We start from the raw sequence: 24665 nt of genomic DNA, 5'->3' as shown, positions 1-24665 counted from the left end.
GGTGGAATGTAATATGAAAAGAAAAGGGGGAAGACGTGTGCCGATTAGTCTTGAACGATTAAAAGTGCCGGATGAATTTGTTCTAACACAGGAAGAAGTGCTTGAAGCCGTAACGGAGCATTTAATGGCTCAAGGATGGACGGTCCAGCTTGAATCCGCAGCCGGGAGCCATGATCTAATCGCCGCTAAACAGGACTGGTACGCTTACATAAAGTGTAAAGGTTCACGCGGAAAACGCCAGCAGGAAGGCATGGTTTATGACAATAACCAGCTACGGGGCAATACAGGAGACCAGATTGAAAAGCTGATTCGTGCTCAGGGAGAAGCTGAAAACCCAAGCTTGTTTATTATGGCAAATCCAGGGCTTGACCGAATGAAATGGGTTGTATCAAAGCTTGAGAACGGTCTTGATAAGCTTGATATCATTCGCATGTGGGTCTACCCGGACCGTACGATAAAATGGGATATTCCAGCTCATCTTTTACAGATAGCAAGGATGCTTGAAATTGAGAAAAATGGAAAGATTGCGGTTGCACCGCCTAAAAAAAGATGATATAGTAAAGACAGTTGTTCGTTCGTTTCAAATGATATCACATTACGTGCTTCATCTTGAAATAGCAGCAAACAGCAAGAAAAGATTTGCGTATTAAGCGCGAGGAGGACATAACATGCTAGAAGGTAAAGTAAAATGGTTTAATGCAGAAAAAGGCTTCGGTTTTATCGAAGTTGAAGGACAGGACGATGTATTCGTTCATTTCTCAGCTATTCAAGGTGAAGGCTACAAATCACTTGAAGAAGGTCAAAATGTGACATTTGAAGTGGTTGAAGGACCACGTGGCCCACAAGCTGCTAACGTTGAAAAACAATAATTCTGAATGAAACCATAACAGGTGAAGCAAACGCTTCACCTGTTTTACATTTTTAGAATCATTTTTTAAAAGCATAAATTGCAAGCGCTGTCAATATTATTCTGGTTATTTGTCACAAAAATGCTACATTTTTCTGAAGGAAATAGGTGTTTTTTTAGAAAAAACGAGTAAAATAAGGATGGCAAATAGATGAATGATGAACGATCAGGAGGATGAGTATGATCTATATGGCAGCAGCTGTCGTTGCAATGATTGCTGGAATAGTATGGGCAAGTCGTGTATTCTCTGGACATAAAGTTGAAGAAGGAGTGCTTGTTGTTAAAAATGGCACCCAGGAAACCTCTATTCCAACGAATGAGATTGTGGAAGTGTTTGAAATGGGTGAAATATCAAAAGATGCATCCTTTTTTGAAAAATATATTATCCGTCCTTACGTCAAAAAGGAACGGATTGCTGTTTATACCCGTTCAAATGTTTCTTACTTTTTTATTCTGCGCAACCCAAACCGTTTCGTAAAAGCAATAAAAGCGCAGAATCCACAAGTGTTTATCAAAGCAAAAGTGATGTAAAACGGAATAAGTTCCGTTTTATTTTTTTTGCCAAAATGAACCGTAATAATATTATGTAAACTTTAGAATGGTATTTACAAATGAAATAGAAGCTGTTATTTTTAAGTAGTCGCGGTGAACAAAAAGGAGTTATCAATAAAGATGGCAATTTTTACAGATGAGCAGGCGCAGGCAGTTGTAACCGAATCATCCTACAGCTGGAAGAAAAACTGCGTGAAAGTAGAAAATGGATACTTAAAAAGCACAGGGATGGTAACCAATACGCGGATACCGATCAAACACATCGATACGGTTGTTTATTCTTACAATCCTAAAAAGCCGGCCATTGTTCCAGTGCTGAAAATTATCGGCAAGGGCACTGTATTATGCGAAATGGAAATTTCTACAGAGCATATTGAAGCAGTACAAGACTGGATGCTTCAAGTTATGGACAATTTATAAAAGTAAAAAGCCGTCCGGTAAAAGGGCGGTTTTTTATATGATGAAAGGATGAGGAATCATGAAAGGATCTTCCCATATGGCGATTGGGGCTGCTACAGGGGTGGGCATAGCTGTCTGGTCGCAGTCTTCAATCGTTGAAACAGCTCTTTTCGGTTTTGTCGGAGCAGTTACCGCATTAGTTCCCGATCTGGATGTGAACGGAAAGCTGGCAAATAAAATTACGGTAGAAAAGAAATGGCTTGTGTTGTTTTTTGCGGCAGCCGGTGTGCTGCTGGCTTTATACAGTTATTTTATGCTGTTCGGTGTAAAACAGGTAACCGGCTTTCTTGTCAGCCTTGGACTGCTGCTTCTGCCAAGACTGTTTATTAAGCAAAGAACATCACTGTTTTTAACCGGCGCGGCGGCCGCATATGCAGGGTGGTACATACAGGAAATATGGATTGTTTACATAGGATTATTCATTATATTTGCTTCTGTTGTTTCCCATCGGACATGGACGCACTCTTTTATCGGCATGGTTCTTTTTTATTTTGTTGCCGCTGAAATTGCCCAAAAGTTCCCGATTCAGGGTCTTCAAACCGTTTTAATGCTTGCATACTTATCTCATTTGATCGCCGACATGAAGCTGCTTCCATACAATAAAAAAGGAACCAAATTCTTTTATCCAGTATGGAAAAAAGAATTTTGACCGCTTACTGTTATTTTGTTAATAATACATTGTGTGCAAAATTCAAATAAAATAATCAAAAAACGTAATAAAAACAGCCTGTTCAGGGAAAAGAAAACTAAAAACAGGAGGAACTGTACATGTGGAAAGATTTTTTTTCGAGCATCGGCATAGGAAGCGTTAAAGTAGATACAATGATAGATCAAAAAACGGTATCGCCGGGAGAAACTATACACGGTTATGTCCACATAATGGGAGGAAAAGTGGAAGAGCCGATTGATAAAATTCAAATATTGCTTTATCTTCAGTACGAAGAAGTAAAGGAAGACAGTGATTTTTCATGGCACGAAAAACGTTTCCAAGAAGTTATCCTGCCATTTAAACGGAATATAAAAGCAAGTGAGGCACACAAGGTTCCATTTTCTATCAAAATTCCATTGCAGAGTCCTAAAACCGATGAAACACATAAATGGTTCATCCGCACAAAAGTATTTATTGATCAGGCCGTAGATCCAGAAGATGAAGACGAAGTGATTATTTATTAAAAAGCAGAACTCTTTCTGCTTTTTTTTATTGAAAGAAATTGACAACCCTTTCATACTGTTATATATTAATTTATATAAAAATAAATTGTTATATAACAGAAAGGGTGGCAAATATGGAAATGTACCGGGAAGCATATGAATATTACTTGGAAATGTGCAAGGCGTTTGGAATTAAAAAAATTCCGTTTTACCGTTTTATGCACAACTTAACAGAAGAGCAGATGAAGTTATATATTCAAAAAGCCCAATAAGGAAGAAGGGATTGGTCGTTACGGAAACAGCCGTCAGTGAAGTCATATAAAAACCCCGTCCGCATTGATAGAGCAGACGGGGTTTGTACTGTTTAGGAAAGGTGGGCAGCGCAGTATTCGCGAACCATCTCCACTTCATCTTCTTCTAGTTCAAAATCCAATACGCTGTCATCTGTGCGGTTATGCAAAAATAAACCGGCTATGTGCTGTCCAGATTCCGTTACTGCGTACAAAACGCGGATATAAAAGCCTTCTGGTGAATACAGCTCATCCTCTTCATCTACGGAAGCAAAAAGGCGATATTCGTATCGATCTCCCTCTAAAATGCCAAATGGATCTTCTATTTTTTCAAGTGTATGTTCTGTAATGACCATGTGTGATACTCCTTTAGTTATTTTGATAAAGCGACAATCCATTTTTTCATCCGTTTGATGCCTTCTTCAAACTGATCGGGACGGGCATAGCCGTATGACAGCCGAATCGCCCGTGACGCACCCTCTGTGTAAATACTTCCCGGGTGAAATAAAATTCCTTCATTTAATGCTTCTGTATATAACTCTCTTAAAGAAATAGGCTGATTCAAACGAAGCCAGACAAAAAAGCCGCCGTTCGGCATTGTCCATTGCGCGACATCTGATAGGTGCCTTTGAAGCGACTCAGAAGCTGCCTGCCGCCGCTTTTTCAGCTCTTTACGGACATATTCAAGATGATGTTCATAGAGCCCTTCACCAAGCCACTCAGCTGCTACACGCTGCGAGAGAGAACTCGTTCCGTAATCAGCCTGCATTTTCAAGTCCGCCAGCCGTTCAATAACGGAATGAGAGCCGGCGATCCAGCCAATCCGCAGGCCGGGACTCAACGTTTTTGACAAGCTGCCAATATAAAGCACATTACCGGTCTCATCCATTGATTTTAAAGAAGGCGGCGGCGGTTCATCGAGCCATAAATCCCGGTAAATATCATCTTCAATTACAGGCAGGCGGTTTGTACTGCAAAAAGACAGCACTTCTTTTCTTCTTGTTTCGCTCATTAAAATACCGGTCGGGTTATGAAAGCAGGGAATGGTATAAAGCGCTCCTTTTTGTCCGGACGTCCAAGTATTCTGCAGCGAATCCAGTTTTACTCCTTCGCCATCCATCTCAATGCCTTTGAGTGACATGCCAAGCGACTGAAAAGTACGGATGGAGTACAGATAAGAAGGCTCTTCGAGTAAAACAGAAGATCCCCGCTCAAGCAGGCCGGATGCAATCAAGCCAAATCCCTGCATAGCACCAGACACAATTAAAATAGAAGACGGCGCTACCTTGGTTCCCTGCCGGGTCATATACCCGGCGATGGCCTCGCGAAGCGGCTCATAACCGCCCCGGTCTTCATATCCTAGTGAATGGATTTTTCCAGACAGCCGGCTGAGTACATCATTTAAATAATTTTCCGGAAAAACATCTTCGGCAAGCTCCCCTTTGCTTAAGTCAATAATCCCGGTATCTGCTGGTAAAGATTGTACTTTATCTTCTGCAGGCAGGGCAGCGAGAAGCGACCATGTATTGCTCGCTACAATCGTCCCTTTTCCCATTACGCCCTCGATAATTCCAGCCGCTTTCAGCTGTTCGAGCGCAGCTACAACCGTGCTGCGGTTTACAGACAGTTCTTCTGCCAAAACACGCTGGCTTGGAATCTTCGTGCCAATCGCCCATTTGCCGCGCACAATTTGATCTTTAATCCAGCCGGCAACAGCATCTGACTTAATGCTTCGTTTCATCATCTGTCCAATGCTCATTTAAAAATTCATCGCGGCCGGACTGTGCCCGGTCCGCTTTATATTCTTCCTCGTGTGTTTGATAAAAATTCTGATGGTAGTCTTCTGCCGGATAAAACGGACCAGCCGATAAAATAGGCGTCACAACCGGCTTTTTAAACATACCGCTCTCTGCCAGTTTTCGTTTAGACTCCTCGGCCGCTTTTTGCTGCTCAGGAGACAAATAAAAGATAACGGCCCGGTAAGAGTCACCCCGGTCCTGGAACTGTCCTTCGTCATCGGTTGGATCAATTTGCTGCCAGTATACCTCAAGGATTTGCTCATATGAAATAATATCGGCATCGTAGATAATTTCAACTGCTTCTTTATGGCCGGTGCCGCCGGCTTTTACTTCCTCATACGTCGGGTTTTCTGTGTGCCCGCCTGTGTAACCGGAAATGACGGATTCAACACCGTCCCATCGGTCAAATGGCTTGACCATGCACCAAAAACACCCACCAGCAAAAATCGCTTTTTCTTTTTTCATTGCTGTACTTCCTTTCTTTCTGTCCAAGCTGTTTGTGTTGTAAAATCTGTATCCGGATAATAAGCTTTTTTAACAAGTAAATTCGGGCCTAAACACCGGACGGACGAGCAATGGCAGGCAATTTCATTTGCTAATGCAGAACGGTTCCACGTTTCAAAAGAAGATTGAAGAGAGTTGTCTGCAATATTGCCAAGCGACGGTGCATCCGCAAAATCGGTTACGATCACATCACCGGAAAAAATATTCACATTTAATCGTGAGCGTCCATCCGGATCATTGCGCACGGTCACCAGCGGTTCCTGGTGCAGGCGGGTCAGAAGTTCACGATCGCGCTCATCCGAACTGCACGCAAAAAACGGAAGTGTTCCGAACAGCATCCACACACCCGGGTCACGAACATCAAGCAAGTGATGGATCGCGCTGCGGGTTTCGTCAAGTGTCAAAGATTCAAGCGCGCTGGCAAAATCACTTGGATACATAGGATGAACCTCATGTCGGGCACATTTCATTTCCCCGACAATTTGTTTATGAATGTGTTCAAGATGGGGAAGAGTCCGTTTATTCAGCATAGTCTCGGCCGATACCATCACATTTGCCTCAGATAAAATCCGGCTGTTTTCGATCATTCGGTCAAATAGCTTTTCCCGCTGGCTATAGGAAGGTTTGCGCTCCATATTGGCAAACCCGGCTTCCACAAAATCGTCTACAGTGCCCCAGTTATGGGAAATATGCAGAACATCAAGAAAAGGCGCAATCTCTTCATAACGCCCGGCATCAATCGTCAAATTGGAATTCATTTGGGTATAAACACCGCGCTCGTGGGCATATTTGAGCAATGGTTTTACATACTGTTCAACTGATTTTTTGGAAAGCATCGGTTCGCCGCCTGTGATGCTGATCGCGCGCAAGTGTGGAATTTCCTCCAGGCGTGACAGCAGCAGCGAAAGAGGCAGAGCCTCAGGGTCTTTTGTTTGAAGCGTATAGCCGACCGCACAATGCTCGCAGCGCATATTACAGAGTGTCGTCGTCGTAAACTCAATATTAGACAGCCGGGCAGAGCCGGACTGGTCAATATCCATATAGCTTTCCCACGGATCAAACGCGGGTGAAATGGTTTTTTTCATTTTAAAAACACCTCTTTAATCTTTCAACACATAATTATACCGCTTTTTCACAGAAATGAAAAAGAAAGTTGAGAGGTACATCACTGCTCGGCTAAGCAGGATAGGTGATTGATAAATTTACAATCTTTAATAACATATTTACATATTCTTCATACTTGTACCGTATGATAGTAAGAGAAGCGGCATGACTATTTCCTAAATTGAAAGAGGTGCTTGAATGGGCAAAAGAAGAGGCATTGTCTTGATTGAACAAACTGAACGCAACAGCATGAACCGAAACAGGAAAAACCAAAGAAAGCTGCATCCGTTCAACCTTCAAAGACAGATGAACTCCATTTTTGTACCATTAAAAAAAGGTTACCGGCCGAATCCTCCTTGACTGGCAGGACCATCGGAATAGTAAAAATCATCCATTTCTCCTCTATTATTATCGTATTACTTTTCTTCAAAACAAAAAACAAGTATAGTGTGAGGTAACAACATATGAGGAGGAGCTACATAATGAAGAAAGCAACAGGTTTCATGGGAGCCGCTTTACTGGCTGGAGGACTTCTTGCCGGCTGTTCAGCTGATTCTGAGAATGCATCACCAGAGGAAAACGAAAACACAGCAGAAGAAACAACAACGGCGCCTCAGGAAGAAACAGAGCAAACTGAGCAGCAGACCGAGCAGCAAGAAACGGAAACAACAGAAACAACAGAAACAGAAACAACAGAAACAGAAACAACAACAGACGCAGAGCAAGCAGCAGATGAAACGGCCAGCGATGCCAAAACAGCAGCTGATAATGCAGCCCAGTCAACTGAAAAAGCTGTTGAGGAAGCGGATCAAGCTACACAGGGTGTACAGGATGAAGCAAGCAAAGCTGCCGATACGGTAAAAGAAAAAGCAGCTGATGCTGGCGCAGCCGTTGAACAGGGCGCAAGCGACGCGAAAGAACAAGCTGAAACAGCTACAGAAAATGCGACGGAAGAAGTGACCGAAACGGTGCAGGGAAAAGAAGCAACGGGGACATTTAACGGCGTAGCCGATCCGCATACAGTAGAAATTGAATTAGACGGCGTACCAAACGCTTATCAAGTAGAAGCTGAAAGTGAAACAATGAAAAAATTTGAATCAATGGAACCTGGCCAAAGTGTGACATTTGTTTATGAAGAAAACGGTGAACAGCTTGTTATTAATGAGGTGAAATAAAGTGAAAAGCGCATCAAAACATGATGCGCTTTTCTCGTTTAAAAGGGACAGGCAAAGGGAAGAAAAAACTATAAGACAGCAAGGACTATAGGGGGATGGGAGATATGAATACATCTGGAATGCTTCGCGGGTATTTGGCTAAAGTAATGGATCAGGAAAGCTTCTTTTTTCACGTGATCAACTGCATGGAAAAACAGCTGGCAGACTGGAATTATGATACGCTTCTTTTATTCAATTGGGACAAACGGGAGGATTATGTTTCTGGTTTGTTTATTATAGACGGCTTCTCCCACTCTTTTACGGTAACAAAACAAATGCTGAAGGAGCTTCAGGCAGAAGCGCCTTACGCGCTTGATTGCGTACTATGGGAAGCGCTTGTAGAAGATGGGCTGATTTTAAAACAAAGCAACTATATTGACAAAGCGTTTATGTGAAAAGCGGCGGATTTTTCCGCCGCTCAAGGAGTGTAGGCAAAGTGAGAAAGCGGGCGTTTGCGGGCAGCTTAAAGCGGCGAGAGAAATCTCTCGCCGCTTTTTTATTGACGTATTTGCCCGGATCCGCGAACAAGGGATTTTACGGTTGTAATGGCCGTCAGTCCCATAGGGCCACGCGCGTGCAATTTTTGGGTGCTGATGCCAATCTCCGCTCCGTAACCGAATTGTTCTCCGTCTGTAAAACGGGTAGACGCATTTCGGTATAAAACCGCTGCATCGATTCCACGGAAAAATAAATCCGCACTTTCTTCATTGTCCGTCACAATCGCTTCTGAATGCTTTGTGCCGTAACGGTTAATATGGGCCACCGCTTCTTTTGTACTGTCAACGAGCTTTGCTGACAGCGTCATAGCCAAGTATTCCTGGCCCCAGTCTTCTTCGGATGCTTCTTTTATATACTCATAGGAATGGGTCAGGTTATCATCGCCCCGCACTTCTACGCCGGCTTCTTGAAGAGCCGCAAACAATTCGCGCTGATGAGGCCAGTTTCGATGAACAAGCAGGCTTTCCGCTGCGTTACAAACAGAAGGACGATGTGTTTTCGCGTTTAACGCGATATCGATAGCCATGTTCTTCTGAGCTGACTCATCAATAAAAATGTGGCAGTTTCCAACCCCTGTCTCAAGAACCGGAACGGTTGCCTGTTCAATCACCGATTGAATGAGGCCAGCGCCGCCCCGCGGGATTAATACATCTAAATATTCATTCAGCTTAAACATTTGAGCTGCAGTGGAGCGGCTTGTATCTTCTAAAAGCTGAATCGCATCTGCGGAAAGAGCAGACTGCTCGAGCGCTTTTTTCATCACTGAAACGAGCGCTTTATTGGATTCGAGTGCAGAAGTGCTGCCGCGGAGCAGAACGGCATTGCCTGCTTTTAAGCAAAGAGTAGCTGCATCAACCGTTACGTTTGGACGTGCTTCATATACCATGCCGACTACGCCGAGCGGCACTCGGATCGTTTCAATTTCAAGGCCATGCTCAGTCGTCCACGATTCGACCGTTTCACCAATTGGGTCATTTAGCTTTGTCAGCTGGCGCACCGCTTCAGCAATAGCAGTTAAACGTTCTTCCGTCAGTTGCAGCCGGTCAAGCAGAGAATCGGTAAATCCGGCTTCGCGTCCAGCGGCCATATCCTGCTCATTTGCCGCTAAAATGTAAGGGGTCTGTTCGATTAAAGCATTCGCAATCAGCAAAAGTGCCTCGTCTTTTTCGGCTGTTGATTTCATTGCCATATCGAAAGATGCTTCTTTCAACAGGGCTGCTTTTTGTAATAATTCACTCATGTTTTCCACTCCTAGCTCTCATTTTTTAATGTTACCCAGTTATCGCGGTGGATCACTTCAGCCCGTTCGTTGATGGAATAAGCTTTTGCTTCAGGACCGGGCAGGCCTTTTACTTTTTCTAAATCAACCGATGAGTAAAAGACCTGGCCGCGGCCGAGTAATTCACCGCTTTGGCTGCGTATATCTACAACATCCAATGCGTCAAACAAGCCTTCTACAGCCAGGATGCCGACAGGAAGAAGACTTTTGCCGCCTTTTAACACTGCTTTTTCGGCTCCTGCATCTACCGTAACCGTTCCGGCCGGCTTTGCATGAAGGGCGAGCCACTGTTTTTTTCGCTGCATATGCGGCTGCATCGGCGAGCCGATATAGGTGCCGGCCCCTTTTCCTTCAATAATATCAAGCAGCTTTCGTTCGCCGGTTCCGTTGCCAATAAAAACAGAAACGCCAAGAGACTGGGCTTTGTCTGCAGCCAGCAATTTTGATTTCATGCCGCCGGTACCGACAGACGAGCCGCTTCCACCCGCTGCCTGAAGCATTTCTTCCGTAATAGACGGAACAAAGTTAAACCGTTTTGCATTTGGATTTGTTTTCGGGTTGCTGTCATATAAGCCATCAATATCCGTTAAAATCACTAGGCCATCCGCCTGCAGGAAGCCGCTGACAAGTGCCGAAAGCATATCATTATCTCCGTACGTTAATTCCTCAATCGAAATAGAATCATTTTCGTTGATGATCGGCACAGCCCCGCGGCTTAACAGTTCACTCATCGACGTGTAGAAATTTTGAAACCGTCCTTTTGAATAAAAATCGCCTTTTGTAAGCAGCATCTGGGCGGTTGTAATGCCTTTTGGCGACAAGTGGGCAATATACCGCTGAATCAATAAGCTTTGTCCGACAGCTGCCGAGGCCTGGCGTGCGGCCATTACTTTCGGCCGCGCGGGGTAGCCAAGCGCCCGAAAGCCGGCTGCTACAGCGCCAGAGGAAACAACAATGACTTCGTGTCCTGCCTGCTTCATCGCCGCAATTGCAGATGTGTGATCTGCGATTTTTTCTTCCATAATGTTGCCGCTGTCATCTGTTAAAGAACTGCTGCCAATTTTTACGACAATACGTTGCTTTTTCATTGATTATCTCATCCTTTTCCATAAAAAAAAGCATACCGAATCGTCCATAAAGGACGGGTATGCTTTCCGTGGTACCACCTTTTTTGACGCAAAACTGCGCCCACTCTGTATCCGTAACGGGGAAAGACCGGCTTATGTTTTCATAAGCAATGTTGGCTAGGGCAGGTTCTACAGTGCTTTTCCGCAGGAGTTTTTCAGCCAATGAACTCCCTCTCTAATCCGGCAGCTGTCTGTATACTAATCCCATCATTTTGATATATTTGTTTTTATTATCGTATATTCTAACTATTTGTCAAGCATATGTGGATGAGAACGAAGGATATCAAGGAAATGCTTTAAAATTTGTGCGGTCAGCCCCCATATAATCCGGTTCTCGTAAAGGTAAAAATATTCTTCCATTTTCTTCGTCTGCCAGTCATAGTTTTCTCCCTGTGCAATTAAATGATAGGGGAAATTTTCTTCTGGCTCCGGCCTAAGTGCCACGTAGTGAAGCTCCGGCTCCGTTTGCAGCAAAAAGGAAAGCGGTACGGTAAATATTTCACCTACTTCCGCTTCATTCAGCTGCATATGAGATACGTCAACGAGGCCGGCATAACTGTAAATGATGGTCCCAAATGGCGAAATCATGTAATCAAGAGGAAAGAGGAGCTCAATATGTTCCACCGGGATTCCCAGCTCTTCCTTCGTTTCACGAATGGCCGCATGAGCGGGGCTCTCGTCACTTTGATCGATTTTGCCGCCCGGAAAGCAAATTTCACCTGGCTGCCGCCGCATAAAAAGGGAACGGACTTCAAAAAGCACATGCAGTTCGCCGGTTTTTTGAATAAGCGGCAGCAGGACCGAAAACTTGACTAGATTTTCACCGCCCAGTATATCCGGAGTTCTTTCTCCAAACAAAGCTTTTAGTTCATTTATATTCATTTAACCAGCTCCACTTTTCTTTCTTATCTATTATAGTGGAAAGCAGAGCATATTGAAAAAATTTGATTTTACAGTGTGAAAATATTCTAAAAAATTGTATGATAGAAGAAGTACATACATCAGCCCCTGTGCTGACTAATTTTTACACATGAGGAGTCCTTGAAGATGACACAAGAATTAACCGTACAATTAGCTGACACAAAAAGAGAAAAACCGGATCAATCCAACCTTGGATTCGGCCGTTTTTTTACCGATCATATGTTTATGATGGATTACACGGAAGGCAGAGGATGGCATGATGCGCGCATCGTTCCATTCCAGCCGATTACCCTTGATCCGTCGGCTATGGTGTTCCATTACGGACAAACGGTATTCGAAGGAATGAAAGCTTATTTGACGGATGAAGGAAAAGTCTTTTTATTCCGCCCGGAGAAAAACATGGAACGCTTAAACCGCTCCAATGAACGTCTTTGCATTCCGCAAATTGATGGTGAATTTGCAATTGAAGGGTTAAAAAAGCTGATTGAGGTAGACCAGGAATGGATTCCGACAGCGGAAGGCACATCATTATATGTCCGTCCATTTATTGTGGCTACAGAACCGTTTTTAGGTGTTGCTCCATCGAAAAATTATATTTTCATGATTATCATGTCGCCGGTCGGTTCGTATTACAAAGAAGGAATTGCGCCGGTTAAAATTCTCGTGGAAAATGAGTTTGTCCGCGCGGTAAAAGGCGGAACAGGTGAAGCGAAAACAGGCGGGAACTATGCATCCAGCTTAAAAGCGCAGGAAGCAGCCACAGGGAAAGAATACTCACAAGTGCTCTGGCTTGATGGTGTGGAGAAAAAATACATCGAAGAAGTGGGCAGCATGAATGTATTCTTTAAAATTGATGGGGAAGTGGTGACACCTGCGCTAAACGGCAGCATTTTGCACGGGGTAACTCGCGACTCAGTCATTCAGCTTTTAAAACACTGGAATGTACCGGTTTCAGAACGCCGTATCTCCATTGAGGAAGTTGCACAGGCTTACCGTGACGGAAAATTGGAAGAAGCTTTTGGAACAGGCACCGCTGCGGTTATTTCTCCAATTGGTGAATTTTTATGGGAAGAAGAAAAAATGGTGCTAAACGACGGCCAGACAGGTGAATTGTCAAAACGTATTTACGATACGATTACAGGCATTCAAAAAGGCAAGATCAAAGACGAGTTTGGATGGGTAACGGAAGTTCCCGTTTCAAAATAATTCCTATACTGTACGGATGAAACGAACTGCTCCCTCGGGCAGTTCGTTTCGTTTCAAAAGGAGGCAAAAAAATGACGGCGGTTTCATTAGGATTTGACTTATCGTTAATTGATTTACACGATTCCGGTTTTGAAGAGCGGACGAGCTGCTATGTGTTTCACGAGCCGAAAAAAGCGATTATTGAAACAAGTGCCAGCCCTTCTGTTCCTTTTTTACTTGATGGACTGAAGGAACTCCACATACAGCTTGAAGAGATTGATTATGTGATTGTCACGCATATTCATCTTGATCATGCAGGCGGCGCCGGCTTGTTTTTGGAATCCTGCCCGAATGCAAAATTGGTTGTGCATCCAAAAGGTGCCCGCCACCTGGCAGATCCGAGCCGGCTGATTGCCAGTGCAAAAATGGTATACGGTGAAAAATTCGATGAATTATTCGACCCGATTGTGCCGGTGCCGAAAGAAAGAATCATTGAAATAGAAGACGGGGGCGAACTTGACCTTGGCGGCCGCATTCTGCGGTTTCTTCATACACCAGGGCATGCGAACCATCACTTTTCGATCTGGGATGAAAAATCGGCTGGTATGTTTACCGGCGACACAGCAGGTATTCAATATGCCCAGCTTAAAAACAAAGAAATCGAGCTTTTTATGCCGACTAGCTCACCGAACCAATTTGACCCGCATTTGATGAAGCAGTCTATCGATAAAATGATGGCCTTTCATCCGGAACGATTTTTCTTTAGTCATTATGGAATGAACGATCAGCCGAAGCAAGCTGCAAACATGGTTTTGAACTGGCTTGATGTGTATATGCAGGTTTTGGAAAAAAACAGCACGGTCGAAGAGATCGAGACGGTACTCATGCAAAAAGTCCGCGAACAGCTCGAACAAGCCGGAGTTGAGAATGATCATCCAGTTTATGAACTGCTTGCTATTGATCTCAGAGTCAGCGCCCAAGGGATGATCCATTATAAGGAAAAACAGCACTCAAAATGAGTGCTGTTTTTATTTGCATCGAGCCGGACAGTTATTCATCTAACCGTTTCTTGATGCGCGAGAAAGCGAATCTCAAGCATGCTTAAAAACGGATATTTTGGAGGTGATGATGCATGCGATCTTCTTGAATTCGCTCTAAATAAAGATTGGTAATGGAAATATCTGAATGTCCTGCCAGATCTTTTACAACAGCAAGCGGAACATCCTGTTCAAGCAAATTTGTGACAAATGTATGCCGGAACCAGTGAGGGCTGACATCGGACCGGCTCCCGGCAGCTTCGACGGCTTTTTTTACAAGCTTGTACAAAGCGGCGTAGGAAAGTCTTTTTTTATCTGCATGTATATCGGTTTTATTGTACAGGGCATAAAAAAGCGGCTCGGCTGAATGGGGCTGAAGTTCCGTTGTTTCGCCGCATACACTTCGATAATGAAAAAGAAGAGACTCGGTTTCTCTCATAATTGGAAGAGTCCGTTCTTTTCCGCCTTTTCCTATCACATCTACCAACAAATCACCCTGCCGGCTGCGCCGGAAACTTCCCCAATTTAACCCGATCAATTCAGAAGCGCGGATGCCAAGTGTCAACAGCATCATCCCGATCAGCCGGTTGCGGGCTTCAATCGCTTCTGCATTTTTCGTCGTTTTAATCGTTTTTGCAAAGCAGTCGATAATATGGCGTGCTTCCTGTGAAGACAGCTCGCGCATGACGGTCCGGTTTTCGCTTGTTTCCGCTGTGTGTCCTTTTTGAACGCGCGGTTTTTGAATCCAAACCGACAGCTGGGCGGTATAGAAATGCGTATGAAAACCGAATTCAAGAAAACGGCGGAAAAATTCTAATTTTCTCAGGGCGCTTTTTGGCTTGTATGTACTAATAATAAACCGGTTAAAGGCTTTAACCTCCGGAAAGCCAATCGCACGGAATTCAAGATTATGGTAAGAAAGATAAGAAAGAAGCGTTTTCGCATCACTTCGATACGCCTTGATCGTGTGCGGAGAAAACGTCCGATTTTCTTTTAAAAGGCCGATCGCAAAAAAATACTCTAAAAATTCTTCGTCTGTACAGTGGGCAAGAGACAAGTTGCGCTCTTCATCAAGCATATGCTCTTTTGATTGAAGCAGCTGCAAAAACGCTTCGTGTGAGGCCAAAATCGCCGGCAGATTCATGTTTTTCAGTCCTTTACCGTAAAATGATTATGTATATTCCATATAATCTATAGTTATCTGGACATAAAAATAGAAACCCTTATAAATCAAGGGTTTCTAGCGTTTTTTAGTGGTATTTTTTGTTTTAGGTGACCGAAAGGGGACCAAAGAATAAAAAACGTTAAAAGATGCTCGTTAATTTTGTAACTGCTTCTTGTTCGTTTTCCTTCGTTAAATGTGAATATGTGTCGATGGTCAATGTGATTGTACTGTGACCCATCCGTTCTTGAATGACTTTAATATTAACACCTTTCGATAATAAAAGGGAAGCATGGGTGTGGCGAAGATCATGAAATCGAATTCGCTTCATGCCGTGGTTCTCTGTAAAGGTGTGAAAATATTTTAGAAACGACTGTGGAAGGTGCGGGTATCCATCCGGCCGGCAGAAGATCAAATCCATTCCTTCAATTCCTCGCCATTCAGATCCATACGCTAGCCGATTCTTTTTCACTTCTTTAATATAACCGCGCAGCTCAGCCATGTAGTCAGCTGGCATTGGGATGATACGCTTTTTCTTATTTTTAGGAGCGCCCAGGTAATAGATGTCTTTCTTCGTATCGTGAACCAGTGTGTGCTTAACTGTGATCGTATTATCCGAGAAGTTTACATTCTCCATTGTTAAGCCTAGAATCTCACCAAGACGCATACCGGAAAGAACAGCCATCTTGATAACCAGCCGGTGCTTCGGCATAGCTTCTTCAAGCAGTTCAAACAGCTGCTTTACTTCCTGCTCACTATAGAAGAGCATTTCTTTCCTGGCCTCTTTTTTCTTCTTAACAGTGGCCGCGACGTTTTCGGACATCAAATCCCACTCAACCATTTTTTGCAGCATCAAGCGGTTCATCTTCATTTTATAATCAGCAGACTTTTCATCTAAAGCTGTTAAATGGTTCATAAACTCGACAATATGAAACTTCTTCAAATCCTTCAGCTTTATGTCTCCAAAAAACTCAACTGCAGGCTGGATGTTCTGCTCATATGCTTTTTGTGATTGGAAAGAGAGGTGGGATACATGGTTCTCGAGCCACAAAGCAACTGCTTCCCGGTATTTAAGATTATTTGTATCAACCGGGCCGCTAGTTGCTACTTCAATTTCAAATTCGGTAATCGCCTTTTTAATAGCACGATCTGAAAGAGTTTTGAGTGAAACCGTCTTTTTACGCCGGATCCGTTTACCGCGCTCATCATAACCTAACTCAACGGTTATCTTTATACGAGGGAGCTCGGACTTATCAGCCGGGTTCTTCTTATCTAAAACAATATAACTCGACACTAGAGCATCTCCTTTCTTCTTGAGTAAAGATTCTTGTTAGTTTTATTTTACCTTATTATGATGAAAAATCCGTCATAAATCCAAATGTTCCAGACTAGGCAAAAGAAGCATTCTTTCATCTCATTTTAAGCTTTTATGAAAAGGGAGTAGTATTCAATTTGCTGACGAATACAAAAAGGCTTTGTGAACGTCCAGCAAGAGGGACGGATCATACACGTTATACGCATAGGTAAATTTTTAAAAAAAAGCCTCTACTCACGAAGGAGAAGAGGGAGGGTTTGGAATTTGTGCTAGATCATCTTTAAGTAAACTTAATAATTTTTCTAATGGGTCTACTTGAGTAACTTCTTCTAAAATTAATTTTAAATATTTATTAATTAACTTTAGCTTTCTAACGTCTGTTAAAAGCATAATATTGTCCTTATCAGTGATCCTTATATCCTTAAATAAGGAATCGAACATAGAAAAATCTAATTGGGTATAGTAGATTAGGATGAATTCCTTTAATTCATTTTTTTCCTCTTGTTTAGTCATTAGTAGCATTTTTGCCAGAGGAGGATTTTCAAATGGAGCTATGGCTTCTTCGAGATTTTTTAAAACCTCTAAATTATTTGAATGCTCATCTTTAATCTTTGCTATATACAAATCTTGAAGCTCGTTCTTATCGTATTCTATTCTATTTTGCTGTAATGTGAATATCAATAATGCGATCCCGGCAGATATGGCAGCACCAATTAATGTAAAAGACGAACGAACTAACATTTGCATAAAGTCAAAACTAGATGAATCAATTAAAACTTTTTTGTTTATTAAAATTAAAATTATAATAAAACTTAAAGTTAGAGATACAAAGAACAAGAACGAAATAAAAATAAATGCCGGTTTTGAAAAAAATTTAGAAATCATTTTCTTAAACCTGAAGATAATCGAGATTTGACTTGTTTAATCATTTCTGTGAAATCCTCATCAGGACTTTCGTTAGCAGCATCAGTAGAATCCATTACAGATTTTAGGGATGCCTCCTCTGAATCGCTCGTTTTTTGCGGTTTCAGTTTTGTTTTTCTTTCAGAGGAGGCTTGATCTTTTAAACGGCGTTGCACTTCTTTCAAAAATGGCTCTTTAATTTCGAAAACCACCTTGACATTATCTAAAAAATCGATATTTTCTATATCTCCATCATACCCACACTCAGGGCATTTAAGATTCTTAAATTGATCATCGTCTAATAGATGTAATTCTTCACACTCACCGCATTCAAATCTATAGAACCTTTTTAATGGTCCACCCTTAGAAGAGAAGGCAATAAAAAGATTGATGATATCTTTAGGGTTATACCCAAATTTAAATGCAAAACGGTAAGGATTTAAATATCTCGATCCGAGACGAACTTCTTGATTGATAAACAGCTCTAACTGAGGTGCAATTTCATGATAAGGAACAATATTACTTAAAAATGGTTTATTAGAGTAAATGCCTTTTAATTCTGTAATAAACATATTCCTCTTTCAACCTCCTTTTCTCATTAGGACTCTGATAGTATTGAATTTCAATGGATCCATTTCTTTCTCTTAATGCTACTTCGACAAACTCGAATTCATTTCCTTCAGGATGAGCATCAAAGTTAGCTTCATTAAACTTCCAAAAACAAGCTAGTTCAGATACTTCTTCGTACTCATGAATTAAATCTTTAAGATTCCAGTATACTTTAGAGTTATAAATTGGATCTCTTCTTGGACTTCTCGTTGATGATTTAATAAAATTTTTATCCAAGAATGTAAATGCAGAAATAAACCCATCATGAAATGTAGAAGGATCCATATGCACAGAAAGGTCTTGATAAAAAGCTGACTTTACTCTATCAGAATAGCCTTCTGGGTTTGACATTGCAAGTTGATCTGCAAGAAAATCTATTATTTTCTGATCAACTATTTCTTCTGTAAGATCATCATTCATGCTTTGTTTAATAATCTTTTCAGCGTTTTCTGATTCTTCCTTGAAAATTGAATAAATAAGATTATAAATGTGTGTTTCATTATAAGAGTGGATCGAAATATCCCCATCTAATTCGTTCACATAGCTTTTGATATTTGTCAGAAGATCATTATGTTTGTATGGTGATGAAGTAATGTAATGTTTCCTTAGTCTAATTTGAAAAAGTGAATTTTCAAAATCTAGCATGCAGGGGATATAAAAGTTTGACCTTTGTCCAGTTGAACCTAGAGTAATAGTATCGTATTTATACAACAAGAAAATTTTGTTGCCATCTCTTCTTAAAGAAATAAGTTTATCTTCTGATTGAGTTAGAGTACTTAACTTACTAAGGAAAACGGAACGGTCTTGAAACCTGCTAACAAATTCATCTGCGTTGATGTCACTTTCAAGATGAAAAAGATGAACATGATCCTGTAAGTTGAAGAATAACTTTTCAAACAATATTTTATCAATTTCGTTATCAGCATTCTCATCATTTTGAATAAACTCATTTAAAACTTCAGAAATTTTATACCAGCCATTATCACCTGTTTGGTTGGTAAGTTTTTTTGTGAAATCGTCTATATACTCAGGGAGGAAACTCTTTAAATCTTGAATTTCAAAGTTTCTCAAAAGTGGGGATGTGTATGTATGACGCAAGTTTGCCATTATATTAACCTCTTTTCTTCATATATGTAAATTTGTTTTTGATGATCTAATTTTGTTTGATTTATCAAGAAAACAGCTTCTTCTTCTGCGCTTCAAACTCCTTGCGAAAGAGTACAGCACCTTCAAAATCAGTAAGATTTGTTCTTTAAGAACCTTCATTGTCATCAGTAACATCTTCATCAACTATCTCTACTACTTGCCCTTCAACAACTGGCACCAAGCTGTCAGGATCAATACCTTTATAGATTCCGTATACTTTGATATAAGAATTTAATTTAAACCGGTCATCTGAGACGTTTTCAACCCAGTAATGAATAGAATCATCATTCTTTTCTAGTCTAAACTGTGTGCGAGCCGGAATAACATCATTATTAACGTAGTTATCCGCAGACGTTACAACGCCTTCAATTACAACTTTAGTTTCTTCTTCAATTCCACTCTCGGACATTGTAGTGTAATCAAGTACTTGGGCTTCCTTTTTCAATCGCTCTTCATCGGAGGCAGTCATTTTTGATGAACTGTCATCATTGCAACCAGTTAAGATAAGAGAAGCTGACAAGAAAATAATTCCTGCGAACAAATGTTTTTTCATTTTTCTTATCTCCTCTCATTCCTAGTTAACTTAATACATTTTGAGAAAAATGTTCCAGTAAAAAATTTAAAAAAATGACTCTACCGTTTTAAGCGAAACAATTTCTCGTGGGACACCATGCATTTCGCCAATTTGGTAGAGAGTAAGATGTTCATTTGAATATTCTTTTATTTTTTCATCTGGAAGAAGAAGTTCCACAGCAAAGGTATTTGCTTCAACTTCCATACGATCAATAGAGAATAACGTTTTTCTCTTCAAAAATGAGGTGTTCGTTTTAGGGTGTAGAAGGGCGTGACCCAGTTCATGAGCACATACAAAACGTTGGCCATGCTCGTTTAATTTATTATTAATATGAATAAAATTAACCCTTTTATAGCTGCTGAAATAACCCAATATATTCCCTAAAGCTTCGTAGGAGAGGAGAATGCCGTTTTGTTCTGCAATCGTAAAAGGATCGCTGGTGTTATGTTTTTTAATTAAATTTTGTACCGTGACTTTGATGTCCGACATAATTCTCCACTCCTATTTACGGTGTTTCTTAGGTGTAAATTTTTGTTTTGCCATGCGTTTTGCTAAGCGCATGGAATTTTCAAGTGAAGCAATTAGCAGTTCACGATCTTCCTCATCCATGTCATCCAGAGTATGACCATCAAAACTTGCCAGACCATCTTTGCTTTCAAGATTATTAATGATTTTTTCGAGGTCTCTTAAAATATCCCGTTCATCTTTAGCAGTCAGTTCAGGAAGCTCAGTATTATTATCAATCTTTCTTTTATCTGTTCTTCCATACAAGTAATCGGTAGAAACTTCGAAAAAGTCAGCAAACGCATTGATCATTTCGCTGTCGGGTTTTCGATTTCCATTTTCATATCCAGAAATGGTGGACTCAGCAAGGGAGAATTTTTTCCCTAGTTCCTTCATAGTTAATTTTTTTTCTTTTCTAAGTTCCCGTAATCGATTACCGAACATAGCAATGATCCTCCTAATTTCTATATAAATCCATTATACTTTGCAAAATGCGAATATAAAGAAAAAAACAAATAACTTTGCAAAATGCGTTGACACTTTGCGTTATGCGTTGTAACATGAAAACAAGCAACACGATATGCAAAGTTTTCGAATTGAGAAAGAGGTGAATTAAAGTGAGTTTGCCTAAGAAGGCTAGAATTGCCGCTGGTTTTACCGTAGAAGGTGCAGCTAAAGAGTTGAATATCTCGGGAGGTTACCTTTCCCAAATTGAAAACGGCCAGCGACAAATCGATTCAAAACGCGCAGATGAGATCGCAAAATTATACGGTTGTGAGAAAGATGAAATTTTTTTACCTAAACACTATGCAATACGTGAAGTTTTGGAGAGGAGTTCTTAATAGATCAGGTAGGGAGGAACTTTATGGTCTTACCTTCCCAGTACGGTAAAAATTGCTGCCATTTAAGTAAGAGTAACATCTAAACACATCATTTTAAGGAGGAACACACAATGAAAACAAAAGCAAGAGTCGTCACTGGCGTGAAGAACCTGCACAAGTATTTTAATGAAATCGGCGTTGACATCGCGCTCACAGCTTTATACCGCGGGGTGAAAGCAAAAACCATCCCGCACCGAAAAATTTCACCTCAAGTGTTTTTATTTAACCTTGATGAAATCGACGCTTGGCTCGCTGGTGAAGAATCAGCATAACCTTTCTTTTACAGTAAAGCACTGAAATGTATGAAGAAAGCTACAATTAAATACAAAAGATGGGGGTGTCAGCTTATGGACATCAAAAAATCAATCAATGCGGGAGAAATATTCGAACGATTAATCGAAGAAGAGGGGGTGTCAGTGAATCAGCTTTCGTTCGACATAGGTGTTTCCCCGCAGATGGGCAGTCACATAAAAAATGACCGGCGCCCATTGCAAAGGGATATTGCCAAAAGAGCAATCAATGTGTTTAACGACTGTCCGGCTTTCGTGATGGACCTGATCTTCGAGTTCAGTAACGGCTTTACCTCACCAGTCTTGAGAGGCAAAGCCATCGAGCAGCACCGGTTGTCATTCAAGCATTTTTTACTCAAGGAATGGACAGATGTCTATGGACGAATAAATTCAGAGGAATTTGACTGGTGCAAGCCTCCTAACGAAGCCAGTAAAGCTGAAAAGGATTGGTTAAAGGATTTGATCATCGAATTGAATGAAATGGAAATGGCTGCAGCAAACTTTCGGCGTCATCTGCATGAAGCGTATCTTATCAACCCGAAACAGGTTAGAGATGAGACACTGACCCGAATAAAAGCAAAAGGCTGGGTTGAAGCGTGAAGAAGAAGGACAAGCCAAGGAAGCGACGCCAACCATATACAAAGGTTGGGAGAATGGTCATTCGATTAAATCAAAAAAACATTCCAGCGAAAGTGGTGAGCAAACGTCATGTTTTGGGTGTTTGATGCAGCACAAACAATTCTTTTAACAATCATGGGAATCAGTATTTGGGCAATGGCCTGGGTGACACGGCCTGTGTGGGATCGGTATAAAGAAGACCAAAAAAAATAACGCCTGCTGGCTAGAGCAGACGTCGGTGTCGTTAAAAACATTATACCATATATTTTTTTCGATGGGCACTTCGGTGCTCGTCAACGGCGACCGGAACGGGTTTCCCCCTGTACCTGTTGAAAGTTCCGGCCGCTGTTGATGGACATCTTCCATCAGAAAGAAGGTAAACAAAATGGATCATCCACTTATCCAGCAAATTGAACGGACTGGCTTTCCGGAACATTTTCAAGAACGTGAATCTAATTATCCAGTGGAAGACATTTTCGGTGACGAAATCATGAGCAACGACATCTACTTTGTCATGAAAGATGGCTCAGTTGTATTGGAGCAAAATCTTGCTGAATATGCAGTCCAGTATTTGAACGCATCCGAAAAACAAGCGGAAGCATGAAAAAGACTCCTGTTAGAGCAGGAGTCGACTGTTTAAAAATATTTCATTAAGAACATTGTACTGTACTTCAAAAAATCAATCAAGGGAGTGAAGAATTTGGCAAAGAACATGGGTGCCATTTCAACAGTCGATCTATCCCGGCATGACTGGCTTATGGCAAGACGCAATGGCATTGGCGGCAGTGATTGTGCTGCGATCGCCGGCGTCAATAAGTACAGTTCACCGATGAAGGTGTATTTGGAAAAAACGAATCAAATTGAGTCAGAAGAGATCTTTACGGTGAACGAGCAGGGTGGATTTGAAGATGGTAGTGAAGCAGCCTATTTCGGGGTCTTAAACGAAGGCCTGGTTGCCCAGGAGTTTTCCCGCCGTACTGGCTTAAAAGTACGCCGGCGCAACGCTATTCTGAAGCATCCAGAACATGATTTCATTTATGCCAATGTAGACCGACTCATTGCTGGCAAAAAAGAGGGACTTGAATGTAAAACAGCTTCTGAGTTTTTAAAAGGAGAGTGGGAAGGCGACGAAATTCCAGCTTCCTATTTGCTGCAGTGCCAGCATTACATGGCCGTAACCGGATATGAAGCCTGGTGGATTGCCGTATTAGTCGGTGGCAATAAATTCATCCATAAACGAATTGAACGTGATGAGGAGCTGATTGATTATCTCATCAATATTGAAAAAGAGTTTTGGGAAAACCATGTTTTGGCCAATAATCCACCACCATTCGATGGAACAACTGCTTCAAGTGACTTGCTTAAGGCTCTGTATCCGCAGCATGAACCAGGAACTTCTATCAATTTGACGACTGATCTACAGGTCTACATTGACTCATATAAAGCGTTGGAAGCAGATAAAAAAGCGATTGAGCTGAAAATGGCTGAATGCCAAAACGTTTTGAAAGATGCCATGAAAGAAAACGAAACAGCTTTTATCGGTGATCAGAAGATTACCTGGAAAGCACAGGTTTCAAACCGAATTGATTCCGCCCGTCTCAAGAAAGAACAACCGGAAATTTACGAAGCATACGCCAAACAAAGCATTTCCCGTCCTTTCAAAATTAAATAACTGGAGGTTTTACTGTGGCAACAAACAGCACAATGAAAAACGAACTGGCCAAGAAACAGCAGAATGCGCCGGCTAAACAGGTAGCACCTGAACAGCAGTTGAACGGTTTACTAAAACGGATGGGCCCTGAAATTCAGCGGGCTCTTCCTAAACACATGGATGCCGATCGGATGGCGCGTATTGCTTTAACTGCTGTCCGTACTACACCAAAGCTTCTTGAATGCGATCAGATGTCTTTTCTTGCAGCACTTATGCAGTCGGCCCAGCTGGGCGTTGAACCGAACACAGGACTTGGCCAGGCGTATTTAATCCCATACGGCAAGCAGGTGCAATTCCAGCTTTCCTATAAAGGGTTAATCGATTTAGCAGTACGAAGCGGCCAATACAAAGCGATCTATGCACATGAAGTATATCCAAATGATGAATTAACTTTTGAATATGGTCTGTATAAAGATTTAAAACATATTCCTGCCAGTGTTCCAGAAGGTGAACCAATTGGCTATTACGCAGTGTACCACTTACAGAACGGCGGTTTTGATTTTGTCTATTGGACGCGTGAACGCATTGATCAGCATGCTAAGAAATTTAGCCAGGCTGTTCAAAAAGGCTGGACAAGCCCTTGGAAAACAAACTATGACGCGATGGCAAAGAAAACAGTGTTGAAGGAAGTACTTAAATACGCTCCAAAATCAATTGAATTTCAAAAGACGGTTGAAGCTGATTCAACCATTAAGAAAGAGATTGCGCCGGATATGAGTGAAATAATCGATGTACAGCCTGAGCTCATTGAGCTGCAGGAGGAACAGCAAGAAGCACCAGTTGAACAATCAACGGCAAAAGAAACTAAGAAACCATCAGCAAAGGATATCAATTTTGACACGATTGATATTGCTGAAGAAGATCTTCCATTCGGCAAACAATAATGGAATACAAAATGGCCATACCTGGTTTTATCCGACAGAT

34 protein-coding genes and 1 other annotated feature are annotated in these 24665 nt (G+C 41.6%); of the genes, 19 read left to right on the top strand and 15 right to left on the bottom strand.

Annotation, left to right across the window (positions count from 1 at the left end; all coding sequences use genetic code 11):
* Nucleotides 1-13 precede the first annotated feature (13 nt).
* From M3221_RS13890 to M3221_RS13860, 7 genes are all read left to right on the top strand, one after another.
* Complete coding sequence (locus tag M3221_RS13890) at nucleotides 14-553, top strand: hypothetical protein (protein ID WP_251272352.1); 540 nt, start codon at nucleotides 14-16, stop codon at nucleotides 551-553.
* 115 nt (nucleotides 554-668) lie between these two features.
* On the top strand, nucleotides 669-869 hold the full coding sequence (gene cspD / locus M3221_RS13885) for a cold-shock protein CspD (RefSeq protein WP_242232965.1): 201 nt from the start codon (nucleotides 669-671) through the stop codon (nucleotides 867-869).
* A gap of 218 nt (nucleotides 870-1087) precedes the next feature.
* A complete protein-coding gene (locus M3221_RS13880) occupies nucleotides 1088-1438 on the top strand; it encodes a hypothetical protein (protein WP_242232964.1) in 351 nt (116 codons plus the stop codon).
* Between the two features lie 141 nt (nucleotides 1439-1579).
* The gene (locus M3221_RS13875) at nucleotides 1580-1879 is read left to right on the top strand and encodes a hypothetical protein (RefSeq protein WP_242232963.1); all 300 of its coding nucleotides are present in this window, start codon (nucleotides 1580-1582) and stop codon (nucleotides 1877-1879) included.
* 58 nt (nucleotides 1880-1937) lie between these two features.
* Complete coding sequence (locus tag M3221_RS13870; RefSeq protein ID WP_251272351.1) at nucleotides 1938-2567, top strand: metal-dependent hydrolase; 630 nt, start codon at nucleotides 1938-1940, stop codon at nucleotides 2565-2567.
* A 119-nt stretch (nucleotides 2568-2686) separates the two neighbouring features.
* Entirely contained in the window at nucleotides 2687-3091 is a 405-nt protein-coding gene (locus tag M3221_RS13865; protein ID WP_251272350.1) for a sporulation protein, read from the top strand.
* Nucleotides 3092-3204: 113 nt separating this feature from the next.
* Nucleotides 3205-3342 (top strand): hypothetical protein, encoded by a 138-nt coding sequence (locus M3221_RS13860; protein ID WP_242232960.1) that lies wholly within the window; start codon nucleotides 3205-3207, stop codon nucleotides 3340-3342.
* A gap of 92 nt (nucleotides 3343-3434) precedes the next feature.
* On the opposite strand, the gene M3221_RS13855 is transcribed toward M3221_RS13860, so the two are convergent.
* Genes M3221_RS13855 through yfkAB form a run of 4 tightly spaced genes read right to left on the bottom strand, consistent with a single transcriptional unit; the run spans nucleotide 3435 to nucleotide 6748 of the window.
* Nucleotides 3435-3716: a DUF6509 family protein gene (locus M3221_RS13855; RefSeq protein ID WP_242232959.1), complete on the bottom strand. Its 282-nt coding sequence runs from the start codon at nucleotides 3714-3716 to the stop codon at nucleotides 3435-3437.
* A 17-nt stretch (nucleotides 3717-3733) separates the two neighbouring features.
* Nucleotides 3734-5104: an aminotransferase-like domain-containing protein gene (locus M3221_RS13850; protein WP_251272349.1), complete on the bottom strand. Its 1371-nt coding sequence runs from the start codon at nucleotides 5102-5104 to the stop codon at nucleotides 3734-3736.
* Nucleotides 5085-5624, bottom strand: a complete 540-nt coding sequence (msrA, locus tag M3221_RS13845) for a peptide-methionine (S)-S-oxide reductase MsrA (RefSeq protein WP_251272348.1) — start codon at nucleotides 5622-5624, stop codon at nucleotides 5085-5087. Before msrA ends, M3221_RS13850 begins: the two co-directional genes overlap by 20 nt.
* A complete protein-coding gene (gene yfkAB / locus M3221_RS13840; RefSeq protein WP_251272347.1) occupies nucleotides 5621-6748 on the bottom strand; it encodes a radical SAM/CxCxxxxC motif protein YfkAB in 1128 nt (375 codons plus the stop codon). The genes msrA and yfkAB overlap by 4 nt, the downstream gene beginning before the upstream one ends.
* A 217-nt stretch (nucleotides 6749-6965) precedes the next feature.
* Between yfkAB and M3221_RS13835 the strand changes: the two genes are divergently transcribed.
* From M3221_RS13835 to M3221_RS13825, 3 genes are all read left to right on the top strand, one after another.
* A complete protein-coding gene (locus M3221_RS13835) occupies nucleotides 6966-7127 on the top strand; it encodes a hypothetical protein (protein ID WP_242232955.1) in 162 nt (53 codons plus the stop codon).
* A gap of 122 nt (nucleotides 7128-7249) precedes the next feature.
* Nucleotides 7250-7942, top strand: coding sequence for a hypothetical protein (locus tag M3221_RS13830; protein ID WP_251272346.1), 693 nt, complete (start codon nucleotides 7250-7252; stop codon nucleotides 7940-7942).
* A 104-nt stretch (nucleotides 7943-8046) separates the two neighbouring features.
* The gene (locus M3221_RS13825; RefSeq protein WP_251272345.1) at nucleotides 8047-8376 is read left to right on the top strand and encodes a hypothetical protein; all 330 of its coding nucleotides are present in this window, start codon (nucleotides 8047-8049) and stop codon (nucleotides 8374-8376) included.
* Between the two features lie 101 nt (nucleotides 8377-8477).
* Here the strand turns inward: M3221_RS13825 and M3221_RS13820 are convergent, their stop codons facing one another.
* The 3 genes from M3221_RS13820 to M3221_RS13810 form a co-directional block, all read right to left on the bottom strand.
* Nucleotides 8478-9719 (bottom strand): glutamate-5-semialdehyde dehydrogenase, encoded by a 1242-nt coding sequence (locus M3221_RS13820; RefSeq protein WP_251272344.1) that lies wholly within the window; start codon nucleotides 9717-9719, stop codon nucleotides 8478-8480.
* A gap of 11 nt (nucleotides 9720-9730) precedes the next feature.
* A complete protein-coding gene (gene proB, locus M3221_RS13815) occupies nucleotides 9731-10846 on the bottom strand; it encodes a glutamate 5-kinase (protein ID WP_251272343.1) in 1116 nt (371 codons plus the stop codon).
* A gap of 46 nt (nucleotides 10847-10892) precedes the next feature.
* Nucleotides 10893-11101, bottom strand: a binding site (T-box leader).
* A 30-nt stretch (nucleotides 11102-11131) separates the two neighbouring features.
* Nucleotides 11132-11767, bottom strand: coding sequence for an NUDIX hydrolase (locus M3221_RS13810; RefSeq protein WP_251272342.1), 636 nt, complete (start codon nucleotides 11765-11767; stop codon nucleotides 11132-11134).
* Between the two features lie 165 nt (nucleotides 11768-11932).
* On the opposite strand from M3221_RS13810, the gene M3221_RS13805 reads away from it, so the two are divergent.
* Both M3221_RS13805 and M3221_RS13800 read left to right on the top strand, forming a co-directional pair.
* Nucleotides 11933-13012, top strand: coding sequence for a branched-chain amino acid aminotransferase (locus M3221_RS13805; protein ID WP_251272341.1), 1080 nt, complete (start codon nucleotides 11933-11935; stop codon nucleotides 13010-13012).
* Between the two features lie 71 nt (nucleotides 13013-13083).
* Complete coding sequence (locus tag M3221_RS13800; protein ID WP_251272340.1) at nucleotides 13084-14010, top strand: MBL fold metallo-hydrolase; 927 nt, start codon at nucleotides 13084-13086, stop codon at nucleotides 14008-14010.
* Between the two features lie 82 nt (nucleotides 14011-14092).
* Here M3221_RS13800 and M3221_RS13795 read toward each other — a convergent pair whose 3' ends face one another.
* From M3221_RS13795 to M3221_RS13760, 8 genes are all read right to left on the bottom strand, one after another.
* Nucleotides 14093-15172, bottom strand: a complete 1080-nt coding sequence (locus tag M3221_RS13795; RefSeq protein WP_251272339.1) for a tyrosine-type recombinase/integrase — start codon at nucleotides 15170-15172, stop codon at nucleotides 14093-14095.
* 160 nt (nucleotides 15173-15332) lie between these two features.
* Complete coding sequence (locus tag M3221_RS13790) at nucleotides 15333-16484, bottom strand: tyrosine-type recombinase/integrase (RefSeq protein WP_251272338.1); 1152 nt, start codon at nucleotides 16482-16484, stop codon at nucleotides 15333-15335.
* A gap of 255 nt (nucleotides 16485-16739) precedes the next feature.
* Nucleotides 16740-17390: a hypothetical protein gene (locus M3221_RS13785; protein WP_251272337.1), complete on the bottom strand. Its 651-nt coding sequence runs from the start codon at nucleotides 17388-17390 to the stop codon at nucleotides 16740-16742.
* The gene (locus M3221_RS13780; protein WP_251272336.1) at nucleotides 17387-17980 is read right to left on the bottom strand and encodes a hypothetical protein; all 594 of its coding nucleotides are present in this window, start codon (nucleotides 17978-17980) and stop codon (nucleotides 17387-17389) included. Before M3221_RS13780 ends, M3221_RS13785 begins: the two co-directional genes overlap by 4 nt.
* Complete coding sequence (locus tag M3221_RS13775) at nucleotides 17946-19124, bottom strand: hypothetical protein (RefSeq protein ID WP_251272335.1); 1179 nt, start codon at nucleotides 19122-19124, stop codon at nucleotides 17946-17948. The genes M3221_RS13780 and M3221_RS13775 overlap by 35 nt, the downstream gene beginning before the upstream one ends.
* 145 nt (nucleotides 19125-19269) lie before the next feature.
* Nucleotides 19270-19716: a hypothetical protein gene (locus M3221_RS13770; protein ID WP_251272334.1), complete on the bottom strand. Its 447-nt coding sequence runs from the start codon at nucleotides 19714-19716 to the stop codon at nucleotides 19270-19272.
* 66 nt (nucleotides 19717-19782) lie between these two features.
* Complete coding sequence (locus tag M3221_RS13765; RefSeq protein ID WP_251272333.1) at nucleotides 19783-20226, bottom strand: ImmA/IrrE family metallo-endopeptidase; 444 nt, start codon at nucleotides 20224-20226, stop codon at nucleotides 19783-19785.
* A 12-nt stretch (nucleotides 20227-20238) separates the two neighbouring features.
* Nucleotides 20239-20685 (bottom strand): helix-turn-helix domain-containing protein, encoded by a 447-nt coding sequence (locus M3221_RS13760; RefSeq protein ID WP_251272332.1) that lies wholly within the window; start codon nucleotides 20683-20685, stop codon nucleotides 20239-20241.
* A gap of 173 nt (nucleotides 20686-20858) precedes the next feature.
* On the opposite strand from M3221_RS13760, the gene M3221_RS13755 reads away from it, so the two are divergent.
* The 7 genes from M3221_RS13755 to M3221_RS13730 all read left to right on the top strand — a co-directional run bounded on the left by M3221_RS13755 (nucleotide 20859) and on the right by M3221_RS13730 (nucleotide 24625).
* Nucleotides 20859-21083, top strand: a complete 225-nt coding sequence (locus tag M3221_RS13755) for a helix-turn-helix domain-containing protein (RefSeq protein WP_251272331.1) — start codon at nucleotides 20859-20861, stop codon at nucleotides 21081-21083.
* A 110-nt stretch (nucleotides 21084-21193) separates the two neighbouring features.
* Complete coding sequence (locus tag M3221_RS13750; protein WP_251272330.1) at nucleotides 21194-21394, top strand: helix-turn-helix transcriptional regulator; 201 nt, start codon at nucleotides 21194-21196, stop codon at nucleotides 21392-21394.
* Nucleotides 21395-21469: 75 nt separating this feature from the next.
* Entirely contained in the window at nucleotides 21470-22012 is a 543-nt protein-coding gene (locus tag M3221_RS13745) for a helix-turn-helix domain-containing protein (RefSeq protein ID WP_251272329.1), read from the top strand.
* A gap of 108 nt (nucleotides 22013-22120) precedes the next feature.
* Nucleotides 22121-22243 carry a hypothetical protein gene (locus tag M3221_RS26325; protein WP_285880507.1) on the top strand — a complete coding sequence of 41 codons (123 nt, stop codon included), beginning with the start codon at nucleotides 22121-22123 and terminating at the stop codon, nucleotides 22241-22243.
* Between the two features lie 172 nt (nucleotides 22244-22415).
* Entirely contained in the window at nucleotides 22416-22634 is a 219-nt protein-coding gene (locus tag M3221_RS13740; RefSeq protein WP_251272328.1) for a YqaI family protein, read from the top strand.
* A gap of 108 nt (nucleotides 22635-22742) precedes the next feature.
* Nucleotides 22743-23702, top strand: coding sequence for a YqaJ viral recombinase family nuclease (locus tag M3221_RS13735; RefSeq protein ID WP_251272400.1), 960 nt, complete (start codon nucleotides 22743-22745; stop codon nucleotides 23700-23702).
* A 14-nt stretch (nucleotides 23703-23716) separates the two neighbouring features.
* The gene (locus M3221_RS13730; RefSeq protein ID WP_251272327.1) at nucleotides 23717-24625 is read left to right on the top strand and encodes a recombinase RecT; all 909 of its coding nucleotides are present in this window, start codon (nucleotides 23717-23719) and stop codon (nucleotides 24623-24625) included.
* Nucleotides 24626-24665: the final 40 nt, after the last annotated feature.

It is taken from the genome of Domibacillus indicus (assembly GCF_023715895.1).
In the GTDB taxonomy this organism is placed as follows: domain Bacteria; phylum Bacillota; class Bacilli; order Bacillales; family Domibacillaceae; genus Domibacillus; species Domibacillus indicus_A.
This window is presented reverse-complemented; position numbering and strand designations above follow the sequence as displayed.

What these genes read in the sequence shown, in the direction of transcription:
- M3221_RS13880 (WP_242232964.1), top strand. Translation starts at nt 1,088, where the DNA reads ATGATCTATATGGCAGCAGCTGTCGTTGCAATGATTGCTGGAATAGTA.
- M3221_RS13875 (WP_242232963.1), top strand. Translation starts at nt 1,580, where the DNA reads ATGGCAATTTTTACAGATGAGCAGGCGCAGGCAGTTGTAACCGAATCA.
- M3221_RS13855 (WP_242232959.1), bottom strand. Translation starts at nt 3,716, where the DNA reads ATGGTCATTACAGAACATACACTTGAAAAAATAGAAGATCCATTTGGC.
- M3221_RS13785 (WP_251272337.1), bottom strand. Translation starts at nt 17,390, where the DNA reads ATGATTTCTAAATTTTTTTCAAAACCGGCATTTATTTTTATTTCGTTC.
- M3221_RS13890 (WP_251272352.1), top strand. Translation starts at nt 14, where the DNA reads ATGAAAAGAAAAGGGGGAAGACGTGTGCCGATTAGTCTTGAACGATTA.
- M3221_RS13740 (WP_251272328.1), top strand. Translation starts at nt 22,416, where the DNA reads ATGGATCATCCACTTATCCAGCAAATTGAACGGACTGGCTTTCCGGAA.
- M3221_RS13825 (WP_251272345.1), top strand. Translation starts at nt 8,047, where the DNA reads ATGAATACATCTGGAATGCTTCGCGGGTATTTGGCTAAAGTAATGGAT.
- M3221_RS13870 (WP_251272351.1), top strand. Translation starts at nt 1,938, where the DNA reads ATGAAAGGATCTTCCCATATGGCGATTGGGGCTGCTACAGGGGTGGGC.
- M3221_RS13735 (WP_251272400.1), top strand. Translation starts at nt 22,743, where the DNA reads ATGGGTGCCATTTCAACAGTCGATCTATCCCGGCATGACTGGCTTATG.
- M3221_RS13750 (WP_251272330.1), top strand. Translation starts at nt 21,194, where the DNA reads ATGAAAACAAAAGCAAGAGTCGTCACTGGCGTGAAGAACCTGCACAAG.
- M3221_RS13780 (WP_251272336.1), bottom strand. Translation starts at nt 17,980, where the DNA reads ATGTTTATTACAGAATTAAAAGGCATTTACTCTAATAAACCATTTTTA.
- M3221_RS13765 (WP_251272333.1), bottom strand. Translation starts at nt 20,226, where the DNA reads ATGTCGGACATCAAAGTCACGGTACAAAATTTAATTAAAAAACATAAC.
- msrA (WP_251272348.1), bottom strand. Translation starts at nt 5,624, where the DNA reads ATGAAAAAAGAAAAAGCGATTTTTGCTGGTGGGTGTTTTTGGTGCATG.
- M3221_RS13800 (WP_251272340.1), top strand. Translation starts at nt 13,084, where the DNA reads ATGACGGCGGTTTCATTAGGATTTGACTTATCGTTAATTGATTTACAC.
- M3221_RS13770 (WP_251272334.1), bottom strand. Translation starts at nt 19,716, where the DNA reads ATGAAAAAACATTTGTTCGCAGGAATTATTTTCTTGTCAGCTTCTCTT.
- yfkAB (WP_251272347.1), bottom strand. Translation starts at nt 6,748, where the DNA reads ATGAAAAAAACCATTTCACCCGCGTTTGATCCGTGGGAAAGCTATATG.
- M3221_RS13860 (WP_242232960.1), top strand. Translation starts at nt 3,205, where the DNA reads ATGGAAATGTACCGGGAAGCATATGAATATTACTTGGAAATGTGCAAG.
- M3221_RS13850 (WP_251272349.1), bottom strand. Translation starts at nt 5,104, where the DNA reads ATGATGAAACGAAGCATTAAGTCAGATGCTGTTGCCGGCTGGATTAAA.
- M3221_RS13760 (WP_251272332.1), bottom strand. Translation starts at nt 20,685, where the DNA reads ATGTTCGGTAATCGATTACGGGAACTTAGAAAAGAAAAAAAATTAACT.
- M3221_RS13810 (WP_251272342.1), bottom strand. Translation starts at nt 11,767, where the DNA reads ATGAATATAAATGAACTAAAAGCTTTGTTTGGAGAAAGAACTCCGGAT.
- M3221_RS13795 (WP_251272339.1), bottom strand. Translation starts at nt 15,172, where the DNA reads ATGAATCTGCCGGCGATTTTGGCCTCACACGAAGCGTTTTTGCAGCTG.
- M3221_RS13820 (WP_251272344.1), bottom strand. Translation starts at nt 9,719, where the DNA reads ATGAGTGAATTATTACAAAAAGCAGCCCTGTTGAAAGAAGCATCTTTC.
- M3221_RS13865 (WP_251272350.1), top strand. Translation starts at nt 2,687, where the DNA reads ATGTGGAAAGATTTTTTTTCGAGCATCGGCATAGGAAGCGTTAAAGTA.
- M3221_RS13835 (WP_242232955.1), top strand. Translation starts at nt 6,966, where the DNA reads ATGGGCAAAAGAAGAGGCATTGTCTTGATTGAACAAACTGAACGCAAC.
- M3221_RS13805 (WP_251272341.1), top strand. Translation starts at nt 11,933, where the DNA reads ATGACACAAGAATTAACCGTACAATTAGCTGACACAAAAAGAGAAAAA.
- M3221_RS13830 (WP_251272346.1), top strand. Translation starts at nt 7,250, where the DNA reads ATGAAGAAAGCAACAGGTTTCATGGGAGCCGCTTTACTGGCTGGAGGA.
- proB (WP_251272343.1), bottom strand. Translation starts at nt 10,846, where the DNA reads ATGAAAAAGCAACGTATTGTCGTAAAAATTGGCAGCAGTTCTTTAACA.
- M3221_RS13745 (WP_251272329.1), top strand. Translation starts at nt 21,470, where the DNA reads ATGGACATCAAAAAATCAATCAATGCGGGAGAAATATTCGAACGATTA.
- M3221_RS13775 (WP_251272335.1), bottom strand. Translation starts at nt 19,124, where the DNA reads ATGGCAAACTTGCGTCATACATACACATCCCCACTTTTGAGAAACTTT.
- cspD (WP_242232965.1), top strand. Translation starts at nt 669, where the DNA reads ATGCTAGAAGGTAAAGTAAAATGGTTTAATGCAGAAAAAGGCTTCGGT.
- M3221_RS26325 (WP_285880507.1), top strand. Translation starts at nt 22,121, where the DNA reads ATGTTTTGGGTGTTTGATGCAGCACAAACAATTCTTTTAACAATCATG.